Source organism: Amycolatopsis sp. NBC_01307, from assembly GCF_035975215.1.
Classification (GTDB): domain Bacteria; phylum Actinomycetota; class Actinomycetes; order Mycobacteriales; family Pseudonocardiaceae; genus Amycolatopsis.
The window spans coordinates 9,935,793-9,952,542 of sequence record NZ_CP108403.1 but is presented as its reverse complement, the minus strand read 5'-3'; the positions used below and the strand labels follow the sequence as shown (position 1 = coordinate 9,952,542).

14 protein-coding genes are annotated in these 16,750 nt (G+C 71.4%); 6 read left to right on the top strand and 8 right to left on the bottom strand.

Annotated features, from left to right (window positions below):
- Position 1: 1 nt before the first annotated feature.
- Positions 2–2,344, top strand: coding sequence for an accessory Sec system translocase SecA2 (gene secA2 / locus OG439_RS44875; protein WP_326946428.1), 2,343 nt, complete (start codon positions 2–4; stop codon positions 2,342–2,344).
- 78 nt (positions 2,345–2,422) lie between these two features.
- Positions 2,423–2,983, top strand: a complete 561-nt coding sequence (locus tag OG439_RS44870) for an RNA ligase 1 family protein (RefSeq protein WP_326946427.1) — start codon at positions 2,423–2,425, stop codon at positions 2,981–2,983.
- On the opposite strand, the gene OG439_RS44865 is transcribed toward OG439_RS44870, so the two are convergent.
- Positions 2,967–3,584 carry a hypothetical protein gene (locus OG439_RS44865; protein WP_326946426.1) on the bottom strand — a complete coding sequence of 206 codons (618 nt, stop codon included), beginning with the start codon at positions 3,582–3,584 and terminating at the stop codon, positions 2,967–2,969. The two genes, OG439_RS44870 and OG439_RS44865, sit on opposite strands and share 17 nt — an antisense overlap.
- A gap of 158 nt (positions 3,585–3,742) precedes the next feature.
- Here OG439_RS44865 and OG439_RS44860 point away from each other — a divergent pair, with 158 nt between their 5' ends.
- Entirely contained in the window at positions 3,743–5,464 is a 1,722-nt protein-coding gene (locus tag OG439_RS44860; RefSeq protein ID WP_326946425.1) for an NAD+ synthase, read from the top strand.
- A 73-nt stretch (positions 5,465–5,537) separates the two neighbouring features.
- On the opposite strand, the gene OG439_RS44855 is transcribed toward OG439_RS44860, so the two are convergent.
- Positions 5,538–6,152 carry a VOC family protein gene (locus OG439_RS44855; protein WP_326946424.1) on the bottom strand — a complete coding sequence of 205 codons (615 nt, stop codon included), beginning with the start codon at positions 6,150–6,152 and terminating at the stop codon, positions 5,538–5,540.
- A gap of 62 nt (positions 6,153–6,214) precedes the next feature.
- On the opposite strand from OG439_RS44855, the gene OG439_RS44850 reads away from it, so the two are divergent.
- Complete coding sequence (locus tag OG439_RS44850) at positions 6,215–6,748, top strand: methylated-DNA--[protein]-cysteine S-methyltransferase (RefSeq protein WP_326946423.1); 534 nt, start codon at positions 6,215–6,217, stop codon at positions 6,746–6,748.
- 182 nt (positions 6,749–6,930) lie between these two features.
- Here the strand turns inward: OG439_RS44850 and OG439_RS44845 are convergent, their stop codons facing one another.
- From OG439_RS44845 to lysX, 3 genes are all read right to left on the bottom strand, one after another.
- Positions 6,931–7,521 (bottom strand): DinB family protein, encoded by a 591-nt coding sequence (locus OG439_RS44845; RefSeq protein ID WP_326946422.1) that lies wholly within the window; start codon positions 7,519–7,521, stop codon positions 6,931–6,933.
- Positions 7,522–7,587: 66 nt separating this feature from the next.
- Positions 7,588–8,157, bottom strand: a complete 570-nt coding sequence (locus OG439_RS44840; RefSeq protein ID WP_326946421.1) for a hypothetical protein — start codon at positions 8,155–8,157, stop codon at positions 7,588–7,590.
- 64 nt (positions 8,158–8,221) lie between these two features.
- Positions 8,222–11,545, bottom strand: coding sequence for a bifunctional lysylphosphatidylglycerol synthetase/lysine--tRNA ligase LysX (gene lysX / locus OG439_RS44835; protein ID WP_326951779.1), 3,324 nt, complete (start codon positions 11,543–11,545; stop codon positions 8,222–8,224).
- A gap of 253 nt (positions 11,546–11,798) precedes the next feature.
- On the opposite strand from lysX, the gene panB reads away from it, so the two are divergent.
- On the top strand, positions 11,799–12,683 hold the full coding sequence (gene panB, locus OG439_RS44830; RefSeq protein ID WP_247061218.1) for a 3-methyl-2-oxobutanoate hydroxymethyltransferase: 885 nt from the start codon (positions 11,799–11,801) through the stop codon (positions 12,681–12,683).
- Here the strand turns inward: panB and OG439_RS44825 are convergent.
- Both OG439_RS44825 and OG439_RS44820 read right to left on the bottom strand, forming a co-directional pair.
- Positions 12,680–13,549 carry a cytochrome c oxidase assembly protein gene (locus OG439_RS44825; protein WP_326946420.1) on the bottom strand — a complete coding sequence of 290 codons (870 nt, stop codon included), beginning with the start codon at positions 13,547–13,549 and terminating at the stop codon, positions 12,680–12,682. The two genes, panB and OG439_RS44825, sit on opposite strands and share 4 nt — an antisense overlap.
- 1 nt (position 13,550) lies before the next feature.
- Positions 13,551–14,477, bottom strand: coding sequence for an undecaprenyl-diphosphate phosphatase (locus tag OG439_RS44820; RefSeq protein ID WP_326946419.1), 927 nt, complete (start codon positions 14,475–14,477; stop codon positions 13,551–13,553).
- 459 nt (positions 14,478–14,936) lie between these two features.
- On the opposite strand from OG439_RS44820, the gene pip reads away from it, so the two are divergent.
- On the top strand, positions 14,937–15,884 hold the full coding sequence (pip, locus tag OG439_RS44815; protein WP_326946418.1) for a prolyl aminopeptidase: 948 nt from the start codon (positions 14,937–14,939) through the stop codon (positions 15,882–15,884).
- 60 nt (positions 15,885–15,944) lie between these two features.
- On the opposite strand, the gene OG439_RS44810 is transcribed toward pip, so the two are convergent.
- Positions 15,945–16,742 carry an ABC transporter permease gene (locus OG439_RS44810; protein ID WP_326946417.1) on the bottom strand — a complete coding sequence of 266 codons (798 nt, stop codon included), beginning with the start codon at positions 16,740–16,742 and terminating at the stop codon, positions 15,945–15,947.
- Positions 16,743–16,750 lie beyond the last annotated feature (8 nt).

Sequence of the window (16,750 nt, the reverse complement as noted above, 5' to 3'; positions counted from 1 at the left end):
GGTGGCAGCACTGATCAGCCGGGTGGGCAAACGGCTCCGCCGGATCATCCAGCGTCCGGGCAGCGTCGAGCTGACCCGCTACGAAGCACTGCTGCCCGCAGTCGAGAAGCTCGAGCCCGAGCTCGAGAAGCTCTCCGACGAGGAGCTGACCGAGCGGGCCGGGAAGCTTCGCGCGACGCTGAAGGACACCGCGTTCGGCGACAATCACCTGATCGAGGTGTGCGCGCTCGGTCGTGAGGCCGCTCGGCGGGCGCTCGGCGAGCGCGCGTTCGACGTCCAGATCCTCGGCACGATGGGCCTGCTCAGCAAGCACGTCGTGCAGATGGAGACCGGTGAGGGCAAGACGCTCGCCGGGGCGCTGGCCGCGGCCGGGTACGCGCTGCGCGGCAAGCGCGCCCACGTCGTCACGGTCAACGACTACCTGGCGCGCCGCGACGCCGAGTGGATGGGCCCGGTATACGCGCTGCTCGGCGTGTCGGTCGGCTGGGTCGAACCGGCGCACTCCCAGGAGGAGCGCAAGGAGGCCTACGCCAAGGACGTCACGTACGGCGCGGTCGCCGAGATCGGCTTCGACGTCCTGCGCGACCGCCTGGTCTCGAAGGTCGACGACCTGGTCCAGCCGGACCCCGAGGTCGCGATCGTCGACGAGGCGGACTCCGTGCTGGTCGACGAGGCCCGCGTCCCGCTGGTGATGGCCGGCTCGATCGACCACACCGACGCCGACGACGAGGTCGCCAAGGTCGTCCGGCGGCTGCGGCTCAACCTGCACTACGAGACCGACAGCGAAGGCCGCAACGCCTGGCTGACCGACGCCGGTGCCTCGGTGGTCGCGAAGTCGCTCGGCCTGGAGGTCGACGACCTCTACGGCGACGCGGCCTCCGACCGGCTCCCCGCGGTGAACGTCGCGCTGCACGCGCACGCGCTGCTCACCCGCGACGTCGACTACCTCGTCCGCGACGGCAAGGTCCAGCTCATCAACGCCGCCCGCGGCCGCGTCGCCGAGCTGCAGCGCTGGCCGGACGGCCTCCAGGCCGCCGTCGAGGCGAAGGAACAGGTCACCGCGACCGACCGCGGCGAGATCCTGGACTCGATCACCGTCCAGGCGCTGCTGGCGCGCTACCCCGAGGTCGCAGGCATGACCGGTACCGCGGTCGCCGTCGCCGAGCAGCTGCGCGAGTTCTACGAGCTCGAGGTCGCGGTCATCCCGCCGAACACCCCGAACGTCCGCGAAGACCAGGAGGACCGGGTCTTCGCGTCGCCGTCGCAGAAGCTGCGGGCGATCGAGGAGGAGATCCGCACGGTCCACGAGACCGGGCGGCCGATCCTCGTCGGCACGCAGGACGTCGCCGAGTCGGAGGAGCTGGCCGAGAAGCTGGCGAAGGTCGACCTCGAGTGCGTCGTGCTCAACGCGCGCAACGACGCCGAAGAGGCGTCGATCATCGCCGAGGCCGGCAAGAAGGGCGCGGTCACCGTCTCGACCCAGATGGCCGGGCGCGGTACCGACATCCGGCTGGGCGGCACCGACGGCGCGACCCGCGAAGAGGTCGTCGAGCTGGGCGGGCTGCACGTCATCGGCACCGCGCGGTACCCGTCGAGCCGCCTCGACGGGCAGCTGCGCGGCCGCTCCGGCCGCCAGGGCGACCCGGGCAGCGCGATCTTCTTCGCCAGCCTCAACGACGAGCTCGTGCTGTCGAACGCGCCGGACGTGCCCGAGGGCATCACCGACGACGAGGAGACCGGCGAGATCACCGACAACGCGGCGCTGCGGCAGCTCAACCACGCCCAGCGCGTCGCCGAGGGCGTCGACCTGGAGATCCACCGCAACACCTGGCGCTACACGCGGCTGATCGAACGGCAGCGGCGTGACCTGCTGACCCACCGCGACAAGGTGCTTCGCACCGGGTACGCGGCGGAGCAGCTGGAGAAGGCGCACGCCGAGAAGTTCGGTGAGCTGAAGGAGAAGCTGGGCGACGACCAGGAGAAGGTGGAGCAGCTCAGCCGCGAGGTGCTGCTGTTCCACGTCGACCAGCTCTGGTCGGACCACCTGGCGTACCTGACCGACGTCCGCGAGAGCATCCACCTGCGGGCGCTGGCCCGGGAGACGCCGCTCGACGAGTTCCACCGCGCGGCGATCCCGGAGTTCCACAAGATCATCAACGAGGCGAACACGCGCGCGGCGAAGACCCTCGAAGAGGCCGAGCTGACCGACGACGGCATCGACCTCGGCGACGCCGGCGTGCGGCGGGCGAACACGACGTGGACCTACCTGGTGCACGACAACCCGTTCGACTCCGACTTCGAGCAGACCATCAAGAAGGTCCGGAGCATGATCAAGCGCAAGTAGTCCTTTTCCCGGGAAAACCCTCGCTCGGTTCGGCCGAGCGGGGGTTTTCTCGTTTGCCCGGGCCGGGAGAATCGGGGCATGCGCAAGATCCCGACGCTGTTCCGTCGCGACCCCGAAGACCTCCGGCGGGTGACCCGCGAAGTGCACCCCGCGTGCCAGTGGGTGCTCGACGGCCAAGGCGTGCCCACCCGCAAGTACGACGGCACCTGCGTCCGGCTCGACGAGTCCGGCGAGTGGTGGGCGCGGCGCGAGGTGAAGCCGGGCAAGAGCGCGCCCGCCGGGTTCGAGGCCGTCCAGACCGACCCGGAGACGGGGAAGACCGTCGGCTGGGAGCCGGTCGCGCAGTCGGCGTTCGCGAAGTTCTTCGACGAGGCCCGCGAGGGCCTCGTCGGCGAGGTGCCGGGCACCTACGAGCTGTGCGGCCCGAAGGTCAACGGCGATCCGGAGCAGCTCGGCGTCCACCGGCTGGTGCGGCACGCGACCGCGGAGGAGTTCGGCGATGTGCCGCGCGACTTCGACGGGCTGATGACGTGGCTGCTGGCGCACCCGGAGTTCGAGGGCGTCGTCTGGCACCACCGTGACGGGCGGATGGCCAAGCTCAAGCACCGCGACGCCGCGGCGGTCACGACGGCGTCGTGACCCCGGAAATGCAGTAGTGCTCCTGGATGCGCGTCACCTGCAGCTCGCCGTGCACCGACCGGCTGCCGATGGTGCCGTCGAGCGGGACGCGGATCTCGTCCGCGCCGCTCTGGACGGGTGAGCCGGCGGTGAGGTGCGCGTTGCGGCTGCCGAGCGTCCGCACCGCGGCGGCGACGACGCCTTCGGCGGACGCGCAGGCGGCTTGGCGACCGATGACCGCGTCGTCGCCCAGGACGGCGAGGATGAACTTGCCCGCGGCGACGCTGCCCGAGTTCAGGTCGAGCGGCGGGCCGTCGGCGGCGGTCGTCCGGCTGTCCCGGCCGTCGGAGACCAGGAAGCCGGGCGCGACGAACCCGGTGATCAGGAAGATCACGACCAGCAGGCCACCGCCGCCGGCGAGCAGGCCGATGAGCAGGCCGTTGCCCTTCTTCGGCGGCGGATAGCCCGGATAGCCCTGCTGGGGATAGCCCTGGCCCGGGTAGCCCTGCTGCGGGTAACCCTGTTGTGGGTAACCCTGGCCGGGCTGCTGCGGTGGGTAGCCCTGTTGCGGGTAGCCCGGGCCCGGGTACTGGCCGGGCGGTGGCTGCGGCGGATACGTCAAGGTGGTCCCTCCCCTACGGCGAACCCGGCTGCCCGGTTCGTCCGATCAGCGGCAACCTACCCGGGTGGGCGAAGGCGCCGCAGGGGATCGGTGCGCCGGGGTGGCATTTCGCCCACATTCGCTCGGCTGGGCGGGTGGCGGTGCGTCAGAATGGCGGCATGCCGCAACTGCGCATCGCGCTCGCCCAGGTCAACCCCACCGTCGGTGACCTCGACGGCAACGCCGACCTGCACGTCGAATGGACCCGCCGCGCCGCCGAAGCCGGCGCGCACGTGGTCGTCTTCCCGGAGATGTCGCTGACCGGCTACCCGGTCGAGGACCTCTCGCTGCGCCGCACCTTCGCCGAGGCGTCCCGCTTGGGCGTCGAGGCGCTGGCGCGCCGGCTGGACGACGCCGGCTGCGGCGAAGTGCTGACCTACATCGGTTATCTCGACCTCGACGAGGCCGGCCCGCGCGACGCGGCGGCCGCCCTCTACCGCGGCGAGGTCGTCGCGCGGCAGTTCAAGCACCACCTCCCCAACTACGGCGTCTTCGACGAGCACCGCTGGTTCAAGCCGGGCACCACGCTCGACGTCGTCCGGTTCCGCGGGCTCGACATCGGCATGGTCATCTGCGAGGACATCTGGCAGGACGGCGGGCCGATCTCGGCGCTGGGCCGGGCGGGCGTCGACCTCGTCGTGGCGCCGAACGCGTCGCCGTACGAGCGGTCCAAGGACGAGCAGCGGCTGCCGCTCATCGCCCGGCGCGCCGCCGAGGCCGGGGCGCCGCTGGTCTACACCAACCAGGTCGGCGGCCAGGACGACCTCGTGTTCGACGGCGACTCGCTCGTCGTCGGCGCGGACGGCACGGTGCTGGCGCGCGCGCCGCAGTTCGTCGAGCACCTGCTCGTGCTGGACACCGACCTCGCCGCGGGCGGGCACGCCGGGGACGGCGAGCTCGACGGGCTGCACGTCCGGCGCCGGGTGCTGAGCGAGGAGCCGCTGCCCGCGTACGAGCCGACGGCGTCACCGGTGATCAGCGAACCGCTCGCCGACGAGGCCGAGGTGTGGGCGGCGCTCGTCGTCGGGCTGCGGGACTACGTGCACAAGAACGGCTTCTCGTCGGTGACGTTCGGCTTCTCCGGCGGCATCGACTCGGCCGTCTGCGCGTCGCTGGCGGCGGACGCCTTGGGCGGCGGCAACGTCTACGGCGTCTCGATGCCGTCGAAGTACTCGTCGGGACACTCGAAGGACGACGCCGAAGACCTCGCGCGGCGGATCGGCGCGCACTACCGGGTCGAGCCGGTCGAGGACATGGTGCGCGTCTACGTCGAGCAGCTTTCGCTGACCGGGCTCGCCGAGGAGAACATCCAGGCGCGCACCCGCGGCATGCTCCTGATGGCACTGTCCAACCTGGACGGTCACCTCGTCCTCGCCACCGGCAACAAGACCGAGCTGGCCGTCGGGTACTCGACGATCTACGGCGACGCGGTCGGCGCGTTCGCCCCGATCAAGGACGTCTTCAAGACGCACGTGTGGCAGCTGGCGCGGTGGCGCAACGCAGAGGCGTTGAAGCGGGGCGAAACCCCGCCGATCCCGGAGAACTCGATTTCCAAGCCGCCGTCGGCCGAGCTGCGGCCGGGCCAGATGGACTCCGACTCGCTGCCGGACTACGCGCTGCTCGACGACATCCTCGACGACTACGTCGAGGGCGACCGCGGGTACGCCGACCTCGTCGAGGCCGGGTTCGCGCCGGAGACCATCGACCGCGTGGTGCGGATGGTCGACAAGGCCGAGTACAAGCGGCGCCAGTACCCGCCGGGCACGAAGATCACGCTCAAGGCGTTCGGCCGCGACCGCCGGCTCCCGATGACCAACGCGTGGCGCGAGGGCAAGGCCTGACGCTCTCCCGCGGCAAAAGCCGTGAAGGCCTCCTTACCGGCTCTTATGGCCGGGAAGGGGGCCTTCACGGCTTTCAGCTCAGCGCGACCTGGCGGCCCTCCGGGGTGCGGACGGCGGCGTTCAGGGCCGCGCGTCCGGCGCGCCGGACGAGCAGCTCCAGGCCCAGCGCGTCCGTCACCGCGAGGACCGAGTCCGGGTCGGGGTGCGCGCCCGTCACCATGAGCAGCGGGAGGGACGGCAGGCCGCGCGTCGTCGGGTGCGGCGTGGTGCCCCAGTCGATGAGGAACGGCGTGAGCGTGCCCGGGCGGCTCGGCGGGGTCAGCCGCCAGCGCAGCAGCTCGCCGTCGGCCGTCTCGCGGGACATCTCGATCGCGTCGCCCGGGTCGAAGCCGTGGGCGCGGGCGTGCGCGATCGTGGCGTCGAGGTCCGTGGTGCGCACCGCCCAGGCGACCAGGGCCGGCTCGGTGAGGTCATCGATGCCGAACGGCCGGGGTTGCGCGGGCGGCGGCTGCGCCGGGTCCGGGCCGATCACCTCCAGGTAGGCCCCCGCGCCGAGATCGGCGAGGTGGTTGGCCGTGCCCAGGCCGACGTGGCTGCCGCCGGGCGCGGGCGTGACGCCGGTGAGTTCCTTGACGCGCGCGACGGCCTCGGCGAGGTCCGGTCCGGCGTAGACGAGGTGGTCCAGCACCGGCACATCATCCCGTGGCCGAGCCGCGGCCGACAGCCTCCCTTCGGTCGTAGGCTGAGCGCATGACTGTGGGGTTCACGGTGTTCGACACAACCATCGGGCCGTGTGGGCTCGCGTGGCGCGACGACGTCGTGATCGGGACGACGTTGCCGGACGGCAACGCTCCCGGAACGCGCGCCAAGCTGGCCCGGTGGTTCCCGGACGCCGTCGAAGGTCCGCCGCCGCCGGCCGTGGCGGCGGCGGTCGACGGGATCGTCGCGCTGCTGGCCGGCGACCGCCGCGACCTGGCCGAGATCGAGCTGGACCTGGCCGCGGTGCCCGAGTTCAACCGGCGCGCGTACGAGATCGCGCGCACGATCCCGCCGGGCAAGACCCTCACCTACGGCGACATCGCGCACCAGCTCGGGATGCCCGGGTCCGCCCAGGCGGTCGGACAGGCCATGGGGCACAACCCGTTCCCGATCGTGGTGCCGTGCCACCGGGTCCTCGCGGCCGGCGGCCGCGACGGCGGGTTCTCGGCCCGCGGCGGGGTCGCGACGAAACGCCGGATGCTCGTGATCGAAGGCGCGCTGGCGGACGAGCCGACGCTGTTCTGACCCGCCGGGTCCCGCCGGGCCGATGTGGACCCGCCGGCACGCGTGATCAGAACGCCGACACGCGTGATTGCCGGGTCGACACGCGTGATTGAAGGGTCGACACGGCTCGGCGGGTCGGGTCGCGTGCCTGGAGGGTCGGGTCGCGTGCCTGGAGGGTCGGGTCGCGTGCCTGGGCGGTCGGGTCAGGCTGGTTGGGGGGTGGGTTTCCAGGGCTTCATCCAGGGGGACTCCGGCCAGTTCTCGGCCGCCGCCATCAGGGGGAAGGCCGTGGCGCCGTCGACGTGCTCGCGGATGATGTCCGCGTGGCCCGCGTGGCGGGCCGTCTCCTCGATCAGGTGCAGCAGGACCCAGCGGACCGACCACGCCGGGACGTCGTCCGGGTACCAGGGGACGCCCTTCGGCACCGGGACCGGGCGGCCGAGGTCGTCGATCCGGCCGATGACCTCCGCCGTGCGGGCGGCGACCTCGTCGTAGCGCTCCAGGACGCTCCGCAGCGTCTCCTCCGGGCCCAGCCGGTACGCCTCTTCGTAATCCTGTACGCCCTCGCCGAACGGCTTCTGGGGCAGCTGCAGCGCGATGTCGATCCAGCCGTCCTCGGTACTGGCGACGTGCTTGATCAGCCCGCCCACCGACAGCGCGCTCTTCGTCGGCGTAAGCCTCGCCTGCTCGTCCGTGAGGCCGTGCGCGGCCAGCTTCAGGACGTACCGCTGCTGTTCGAGGTACCGCAGCAGCCCGTCACGCTCGTCGGCCACCGGGGGCACGTTTCCCGCCATGTCGATCTCCTCCTCCGGGAATCGGGAACCCGATGGTCGCATCCGGCACCGACAAATCCGGAAGAACTAGATCCGGGGAGCGTGCCGCGGCGCGGGCTTGATGAAGGCGTACGCCCCGCCCGTGCCGAACAGCACCGCGCGCACCAGCAGCTGGAAGCGGCTGAACACGCCTTCGAACTCGCCGAGCTGCCCCGCGAGCACCACGGCCACCCAGGTCGCCAGCACCAGCACCAGGCCCGCGACGGCGAACCGGCGCCAGCCCGGCGGCCACCACAGCACCAGGCTGATCACCCCGACCAGCAGGATGACGCTCAGCAGCGACGAGATGACCCCGCTGCTCTCCGGGTAGGCGGCCTGGACCAGCACGACGGCGCCGAACACGCTCACCGAGATCGAGCTCAGCCGCGCCGGCCACTGGACCGGGCCGAGCCGGTGCAACGGCGGCCCGGCGAGCAGGAACGCGACGCCCGAAACCGCGAGCAGGACCCGGAACACCGGCGGCCCGGCGAGCAGGGCGTCGGCCGGGTCGCGCACCGGGGACACGCCCGTCGGGACGGCGAACTCCAGCAGCCATCCCGAATAGGCGAGCACGGCCAGTCCCATGAGGAGGGCCGAGGCGATCCGAGCCGTGCGCACGTGGCACACATTAAGCGACCGCTTGCCATTACGCGGCCCCGGCATGATCACGGCGACCCAGTCGTTATGCCTGCGGACGGACGAACGGGAACAGGACCGTCTGGCGGATCGACGCTCCCGTCAACATCATGAGCAGGCGGTCTACGCCCAGGCCGAGGCCACCGGTCGGCGGCATTCCGTGCTCCAGCGCCAGCAAAAAGTCCTCGTCTAGTTCCATCGCTTCGACGTCACCACTGGCCGCGCGCAAGGATTGCGCCTCCAGCCGGCGCCGCTGCTCGATCGGGTCCGTCAGCTCGGTGTAGGCCGTGCCGACCTCCGAACCGAACGCGATCAGGTCCCAGCGCTCGGCCAGCAGCGGGTCGGTCCGGTGCTGGCGGGTCAGCGGCGAGACGTCGGTCGGGTAGTCCGTGTAGAACGTCGGCAGCACGGTCGCACCCTCGACGAGGTGCTCGTGCGCCTTCAGCACGAGGTCGCCGTGGCTCGGGTCCTCCCCGACCGGCACCCCGGCGGCGAGGCAGAACCGGCGCAGGTCCGCCACGGACGTCCCCGAGCCGACGTGCTCCCCCAGCGCCGTCGAGACGGCTTCGTGCACCGGGACCACCGGCCAGTCACCGGAGATGTCGTACTCGACGACCTTGCCGCCGGCGTCGGGCCGGCGCACGACCTGGGCGCCGTACGCCGCCTCAGCCGCGTGCTGGACGAGCTCGCGCGTCAGCTTCCGCATGGTGTCGTAGTCCGCGTACGCCTGGTACGCCTCGAGCATCGTGAACTCGGGGTTGTGGGTGGCGTCGACACCCTCGTTGCGGAAGTTGCGGTTGAGCTCGAAGACGCGCTCGACGCCGGCCACGCACAGCCGCTTGAGGTACAGCTCGGGCGCGATCCGCAGGTACATCCGCATGTCGTAGGCGTTGATGTGGGTGACGAACGGCCGGGCGTTGGCGCCGCCGTGGACCGTCTGCAGCATCGGCGTCTCGACTTCGAGGTAGTCGGCGTGGTGCAGCCGTTCGCGCACCGCGCGGACCACTGTGGACCGCAGCCGCAGCATGTTCGTCGAGTCCGGGTTGACCGCGAGGTCGAGGTAGCGCTGCCGCACCCGCGTCTCCGGGTCGGTGAGGCCCTTCCGCTTGTCCGGCAGCGGGTGCAGGCACTTCGCGGTGACCGTCCACTCGTCGACGAGCACCGAGAGCTCGCCGCGCTTGGACGTGACGACCTGGCCGCTGACGCCGACGTGGTCGCCGAGGTCGACGCCGGTCCGCCAGCCCGTGAGGTCCAGCTCCGCCGCGTCCAGCATCAGCTGGATCTCGCCGCTGAAGTCCTTGACGCGCGCGAAGCACAGGCCGCCGAGGATGCGCATCGCCAGCACGCGCCCGGCGATCCGGACCCGGTGCCCGGTCGCGGTGTCCGGCTGCAGGTCGCCGAACTTCTTGACGACGTCGCCGATGTGGTCGTCGCGACGGAACCCGACCGGGTACGGGTCGATCCCGGCCTCGCGCAGCTTGTCGAGCTTCGCGACGCGCACGCGCACCTGCTCGGGCCGCCGCACGGCCTTGGTCGCCGGCACGGCGGCCGACTCCTCGATCTCCCGGACGCGGGCGACGAAGCCGTCGGTGACCGTCTCCAGCCGCAGCGACCGCGACCGGCCGGTCGGGACGAACCCTTCGAGCGCGCCCGCGACGATGCCGACCCGCGGGAGCCGCCGGGCCGAGGAGTAGCAGAGGAACCGCGGTTCCCAGTCCGGCCCGTACTTGGCGTTGGAGCGGTACAGCGACTCCAGCTGGAAGAACCGCGAGGCGACGCTCAGGATCCCGCGCCAGGCGCGCAGCACCGGGCCCGCGCCGATCCGCTCCCCCTCCGAGAAGACCGCGCGGAACATGGCGAAGTTGAGCGAGATCCGCTGCGCGCCCAGTACCGGCCCGGCCGCGACGACCACGGCGATCATGTACTCGTTGAGGCCGTTTTCGGCGTCGCGGTCGCGGCGCATGAGGTCCAGCGAGAGCCCCCGCCGGCCCCACGGGACGAACGACAGCAGCCCGCGCAGCTCGCCGCGGGCGTCGTAGGCCTCGACCATCACGCTGCGGCCGTCGCTCGGGTCGCCGAGCCGGCCCAGCGCCATCGAGAACCCACGCTCGGTCTCGGCGCCGCGCCAGGCCTGCGCCCGGGCCAGCAGCTCGGCCATTTCGTCGTCGGGGATCTCGCCGTGGCGGCGGACCCGCGAGGTGTAGCCGGCGCGCTCGATGCGCTTGACGGCCTGGCGCACCGAACGCCGTTCCGGCCCGGCGAGGCTGAACTCGCGGACGTCGAGCACGGCCTCGTCGCCGATCTCCAGCGCCCGCAGGCCGGCGTCGGTGTAGGCCTTCGCGCCGCGTTCGCTGGCCCCGAGCACGCCGGGCGTCCAGCCGTAGGTGCGCGTCTCGTCGAGCCACGCGCGCACCGCGTCCGGCCAGGCCTCGGCGTCGCCGATCGGGTCCGCGCTGGCGACGCTGGTGCCACCGAGCACGCGGTAGGTCACCGCGGCGCGGCCGTTCGGCGCGAAGACGACGCTCTTGTCGCGGCGGGTGGCGAAGTAGCCGAGGGAGTCGTCCTCGCCGTGCTCGGCGAGCAGCTCCCGCAGGCGCAGCTCCTCCTGGTCGGTCCGCAGGCGGCGGCTGCGCACCCCGCGGAAGAGCATGTACAGCGCGGCCGTGGCGACGACGGTCGCGCTCAGGTCGAGGAAGACGTCCAGCCAGGCCGGCCCCTCGCCGACGCCGATCCGCCGCAGCTGCAGGTTCTCACCGGTGGCGTGGTTGACAACCCACGCGAAGCGCTCCCACGTGTCGCCGAGGTGGCCCGGGAAGGCCTCGCTGAGGCCCCAGCCGACCAGGATGACCACGGCGAAGCCGCCGAACAACATGGTCAGGCCGTCACGCCAGGCGCTCGGCGCGAGCCGGGCCGGGAAGGCCGGGCGCAGCGTGAGCAGGAACACGATCAGCCCGATCGAGAGCAGGTCGGCCGCGGTCAGGGCCCACAGCTGCGCCGGGATGTGCCGGACCTGCTTCGGCCCGAGCGTCAGCAGATCGGGTGACCACAGCAGGGTCGCCTGCAGGGCCAGGGTGAGCAGCAGCCCGCCGACCTGGAACAGCACGAGCGTGTAGAGCGCCGCCTTCTTGCGGCGGCGCAGCGCTCCGCCCAGCACCACCAGCAGCAGCACCATGACCAGGCTCGCACTGGTCGGCACGCTGAGGGCGGAGAAGCCCATGTCGATGCCGTTCATCAGGCGCCCGCGCGGGCCGCCGGTGAGCAGCAGGAGCACCGAAAAGACCGCGGCGAGCTGCACCACGGTGGCGACGATGCCGCCGCTCTTCGCCTGCCAGGCGGGGATGCGCGTGCGCGCGTGCGCGGTGGTACCCATCGTCGCCGTTGTCGCCTTTCGCGGCCGTTCGGTCGCCATGCTCTTCATGACCTCTTCTTGACGTCAGTGAACACAGGTTGGTTGTCCCCCGACATCAACCTGAAGGCTGACGCCGGCTCGTCCCGCCGCACGACGGTGTGAAGCTGGTCGCACGGGGTCGAGGTCGGTGCGGGTGCGTGTCACGCTTTGAGACGCCTCTGCTCCACGACCCGGGGACCTCACCCAGGCCCCGAGGGAAGGACGGTCGACGACGATGTCAGCCACCGAGAAGACCCCCTCCGACGAAGTAGCCGCGCCCTACGGCACCGGATCCGCCGCGCCCGCGGCGCCCAGTCCGGGCCGGAAGGTCCGCGTGCACCACCTGCGGGAGCTCAAGGAACGCGGCGAGCCGTGGCCCATGCTCACCGCGTACGACATGTACACCGCCGCGCTGTTCGACGAGGCCGGGATCCCCGTACTGCTCGTCGGCGACTCCGCGGCCAACAACGTCTTCGGCTACGACACCTCGCTGCCGGTGACGGTCGACGAGCTGCTGCCGCTGGTGCGGGCGGTGACGCGGTCGGTCAAGCGCGCCCTCGTGGTCGCCGACCTGCCGTTCGGCTCCTACCAGCTTTCGCCGCAGCAGGCGCTGGAGACGTCCGTGCGGTTCATGAAGGAGGGCCGCGCGCACGCCGTCAAGCTGGAGGGCGGCCGCCGGTTCGCCGCGCACGTCGAGGCGCTGACCGCGGCGGGCGTGCCGGTGATGGGTCACATCGGGTTCACCCCGCAGAGTGAACACAACCTCGGCGGCTACCGGGTGCAGGGGCGCGGTGAAGCGGCGGACGTGCTGCTCGCCGACGCGCTGGCGCTGCAGGAGGCCGGGGCGTTCGCGGTGGTGATGGAGATGGTGCCCGCCGAAGCCGCGAAGCGCGTCACCGCGGAGCTGGCGATCCCGACCGTCGGCATCGGCGCCGGGCCGGACTGCGACGCGCAGGTGCTCGTCTGGCAGGACATGGCCGGGCTCCGGCGCGGCAAGGCGCCGCGGTTCGTCAAGCGCTACGCCGACGTCGCGACGGTGCTGCAGGGCGCGGCGACGGCGTTCGCCGAGGACGTCCGCCGCGGTGAGTTCCCGGCACCGGAACACGCTTTCCACGACTAACCCCGGCCCTTGAACCGCTCGGCCAGTGCCGGGTCGTTCTCCCACCAGAGCCCCGACGTCGACGCGGCGCCCGCGGCGGCTTCTTCGTCCAGCTGGACGTCGATCTGCTTCGCGCGCCGCTCGTCGTCGCGGGCCCAGCGGACGAACAACGCGATGACGAACGGCAGGCCGGCGACGTCGCCACCGATCCACAGCACACCCGCGCCGATGATCTGGTCGGTGCGCGGGTCCGGGCCCCGGCCCGGGTGCGCCGCCGCGTAGTGCGCCGGCGCGAGCAGCGGGCCGAGCCACAGCACCAGGCCGAGCGCGCCGTCGAAGACGACCTCGGTGAAGGCGATCCACACCGACACCAGGTGCGGATCCGTGCGCGGCGTCGGGTCGAGCCCGAGGCGGGTCCAGAAGTAGAGGAAACCGGACAGGACGAGCATCGCCCGGGCCAGTCCGTCGACCACCGGTTCCCGGAGCGTGAGGTCGTAGAGCGGGGTCAGGTAGAGCGCCAGGACCGGGGCGACGAGGGCGAGCGTGATCACCGGGGGGAAGGTCAGTGCGCGGGCCACCGGGCCGCGGCCGTGCCGTCGCAGCCGGCGGGCCGGGGTGACGTCGAGCAGCAGCCGGATCGGTGCGCCCAGGGCCAGCAGCAGCGGTGTGATCATCAGCAGCGTGACGGTCTGGACCGCGCGCACCCAGAAGAACGTCCGGTCGTAGAAGGCCAACGGCGAGCAGGTGACGACGAGGATGGTCGCGAGCCCGGTGAGGAACGCCGTCGTACGGCCTGGTGGCCATCGACGGTGGCGGGTCGCACGGAGATAGAGCCCGCCCAGGGCGAGCACCAGGAGCACCGCGGGGACATCGAAGGTCAAGGGCATGTCAGACCGCGAAGAAGATCAGGCTGGCGATTCCGGCGATCACGCAGTAAATCGCGAACGGCGTCAGCGTGCGCGTTTCGAAGTAGCCCGTGAGGAAACGGACGGAAATGTAGGAAGCGACTCCCGCCACCACGCTGCCGACGAGCGCCGGGCCGAGCGAAGCGTGGTTCTCCGGGGCGAACAGCGTCGGCATCTTGAGCACACCGGCGGCCAGGATCACCGGCGTGGCAAGGAGGAACGCGAACCGCGCGGCGTCTTCGTGACCCAATCCTCGGCGCAGCCCGGCGACCATCGTGACGCCGGAGCGGCTGATGCCCGGTAGCAGCGCGAAGATCTGCGCGGCCCCGATCATGACGGCCTCGCCGACGCCCAGTTTCGCCAGCCGGACGTCGGTCGCCTCCTCGACGGAAACCGCGCGCATGACCAACGTTTCCTCGGCCGAGAAGTCCACTGTGTCGTCATTCTCCGCGGGACGCCGTCGTGAGAACTTCTCGGCGGCGTAGAGGACTCCGCCGTTGAGCGTGAGGAAGATCGCGGCCGGCACGGGCTTGCCGAGGTAGTCGCGCAGGAGGCCCTCGAAGAGCAGCCCGGCCAGCCCGACCGGAATGGTGGCGAGCACGAGCAGCCACGCGAGCCGCTGATCCGGCGTGCGGACCTCGCGGTCGCGGACCGACGTCCAGAGGCCGGCGATGATCCGGACCCAGTCCTTCCGGAAGAACAGGACCAGCGCGAGCGCGGTCGCCACGTGCATCGCCACGAGCACCGCGAGGTACGGCGAATCCTTGCCGATGCTCAGGTCCTGCTGCCACTGGCCGCCGAGCCAGGCGGGCAACAGGATGCTGTGGCCGAGACTGGACACCGGAAACAATTCCGACACCCCTTGCAAGGCGCCGACGACAATCGCCTCGACATAGGTCACCGCGGACATTCCGTGCCTTTCCGTACAGCGTTTCCTCGACCCCGATACCGGAACGTACCGGCGCATTCGTTAACGGCGGGCAAGGGGGACCTCAACGCTCAGCGTGCGCTCAGCGCGTGTTCACATCCATGAACATCAATCATGTCCTTGACTGGTGTTCGACTTGTGGCTTAGCGTCTAGCCCGTCGCCGCCACGACAAAAGTTCGAACCCTCGACGAGGAGGACGGGAATGCGTGAGCGGGAACTGACCTTCACGGCCGCACCGACGGCCCTCGTGCGCCGCCCTCCGAGATTCGCGCCGGCCCTGCGCTGACGCGTCACGGACTGGGGGCCCGCTCAGCCCGGCGGCGGGGGCGGGCCCCCACTTTTCTCGGTCGCCGTCCCGAGTCCCGGCGGCGGGGCACCTCGAGGCGGCGACCGAGCACCACCTTCTCCCCCGCGGCACCGGTTCCGGCAGAGTGTCGGGCATGGACGAGCTCTACCCGCCGATCGCCGCGCGCGCCGAAGGGTTCCTCGACACCGGCGACGGGCACCGCATCCGGTGCCAGGAAGCCGGCAACCCCGGCGGGAAGCCGGTCGTCGTCCTCCACGGCGGGCCGGGCAGCGGGATCGCGCCGATGGCACGCCGGCACTTCGACCCCGACGCCTACCGGATCATCCTGTTCGATCAGCGCGGCGCCGGGCAGTCCACACCGGGTGCGGCCGACCTCACGGCCAACACCCTGTGGCACTTGGTCGCCGACATGGAACTCCTGCGCGAACGGCTCGGTATCGAGCAGTGGCAGCTCTTCGGCGGTTCGTGGGGTGCGACCCTCGCGCTCGCGTACGCGGAGACGCACCCGTCGCGGGTCAGCGAGATCATCCTGCGCGGCGTGTTCACCGTCCGGCAGAGCGAGCTGGACTGGATCTACCGCGGCGGCGCGGCCAACCTGTTCCCGCGGGAGTGGGAGGCCTTCCTGGCACCCATCCCCGAAGACCGCCGCGGCGATCCTTTGGCCGCGTACGGCGACCTGCTCGCCGACGCCCGGGTCCGCGACGCCGCGGCGATCGCGTGGAGCAAGTGGGAAGGCGCGACGGTTTCCCTGTACCCGCAGGAATCGTTCGTGCAGCAGTACTCCGAACCGGCGTTCGCCCTGACCTTCGCCCGGCTCGCGGTGCACTACTTCAGCCACGGGGCTTGGCTGTCGGACGGACAGTTGATCCGCGACGCGGGCAAGCTGGCCGGCATCCCGGGCGTGATCGTCCAGGGCCGCTACGACGCCGTCTGCCCACCGACCACGGCGTACGAGCTGCACCGGGCGTGGCCGGGATCGGAGCTGAAGCTGATCGAGGGAGCCGGCCACGCGGTGACCGACCCGGGCGTCCTGGCGGCTCTGCGAGCCGCGACGGACGCATTCCGCCCCCGGGGGTCGTGAGTGCGTAACAGTGTTCTAACACTGTTACGCACTCACGACCAGCCGCGGCAGACCCGGGTACTAGAGCCGGCCGCCGGAAGCGGTGTCGCCCGACAGCCTCTGGGCCAGGTACACCGGGACTGTCGAGGCCACGATCAGGACCGCCGCCACCACGTTCACGATCGGCGCCTGGTTCGGGCGGAACAGGTTGTTGTAGATCCAGATCGGCAGCGTCTCCATGCCCGTGCCCAGGGTGAACGTCGTCACGATGATCTCGTCGAACGACAGCGCGAACGCCAGCAGGCCGCCCGCCAGCAACGCCGATCGCAGCATCGGGAACGTCACCAGCCGGAACGTCGTGAAGCCCGTCGCGCCCAGGTCCATCGACGCTTCCTCCAGGCTGCCGCCCATCCGCCGCAACCGGGCGACGACGTTGTTGAACACCACCACGATGCAGAACGTCGCGTGCGCGATGACCGCCGTCAGCAGGCCCAGGTTGATGCCCAGGATCGTCCGGAACGCGTTGTTCAGCGCGATGCCCGTGACGATGCCCGGCAACGCGATCGGCAAAATAATGAGCAGCGACACCGGGTTCCGGCCGAAGAACCGGTAGCGCTGCAACGCGAACGCCGCCATCGTGCCGAGCACCAGCGCGATCGCCGTCGCCGCCAGGCCCGCCTCGACGCTCGTCCACAGCGCGTTCAGCGCACCTTCGTTCGAAGCGGCACGGCTCCACCATTCGAGGGTGAAGCTCGACGGCGGCCAGCCGAACGTCGTGTCCGCGTTGAACGAGTTCAGCAGCACCACCAGCAGCGGGAAGTAGATCACCGCCAGGCCCAGGCCCAGCGCCGTCCACAACAACACCCGAGACGTCCGCACGACGCAGC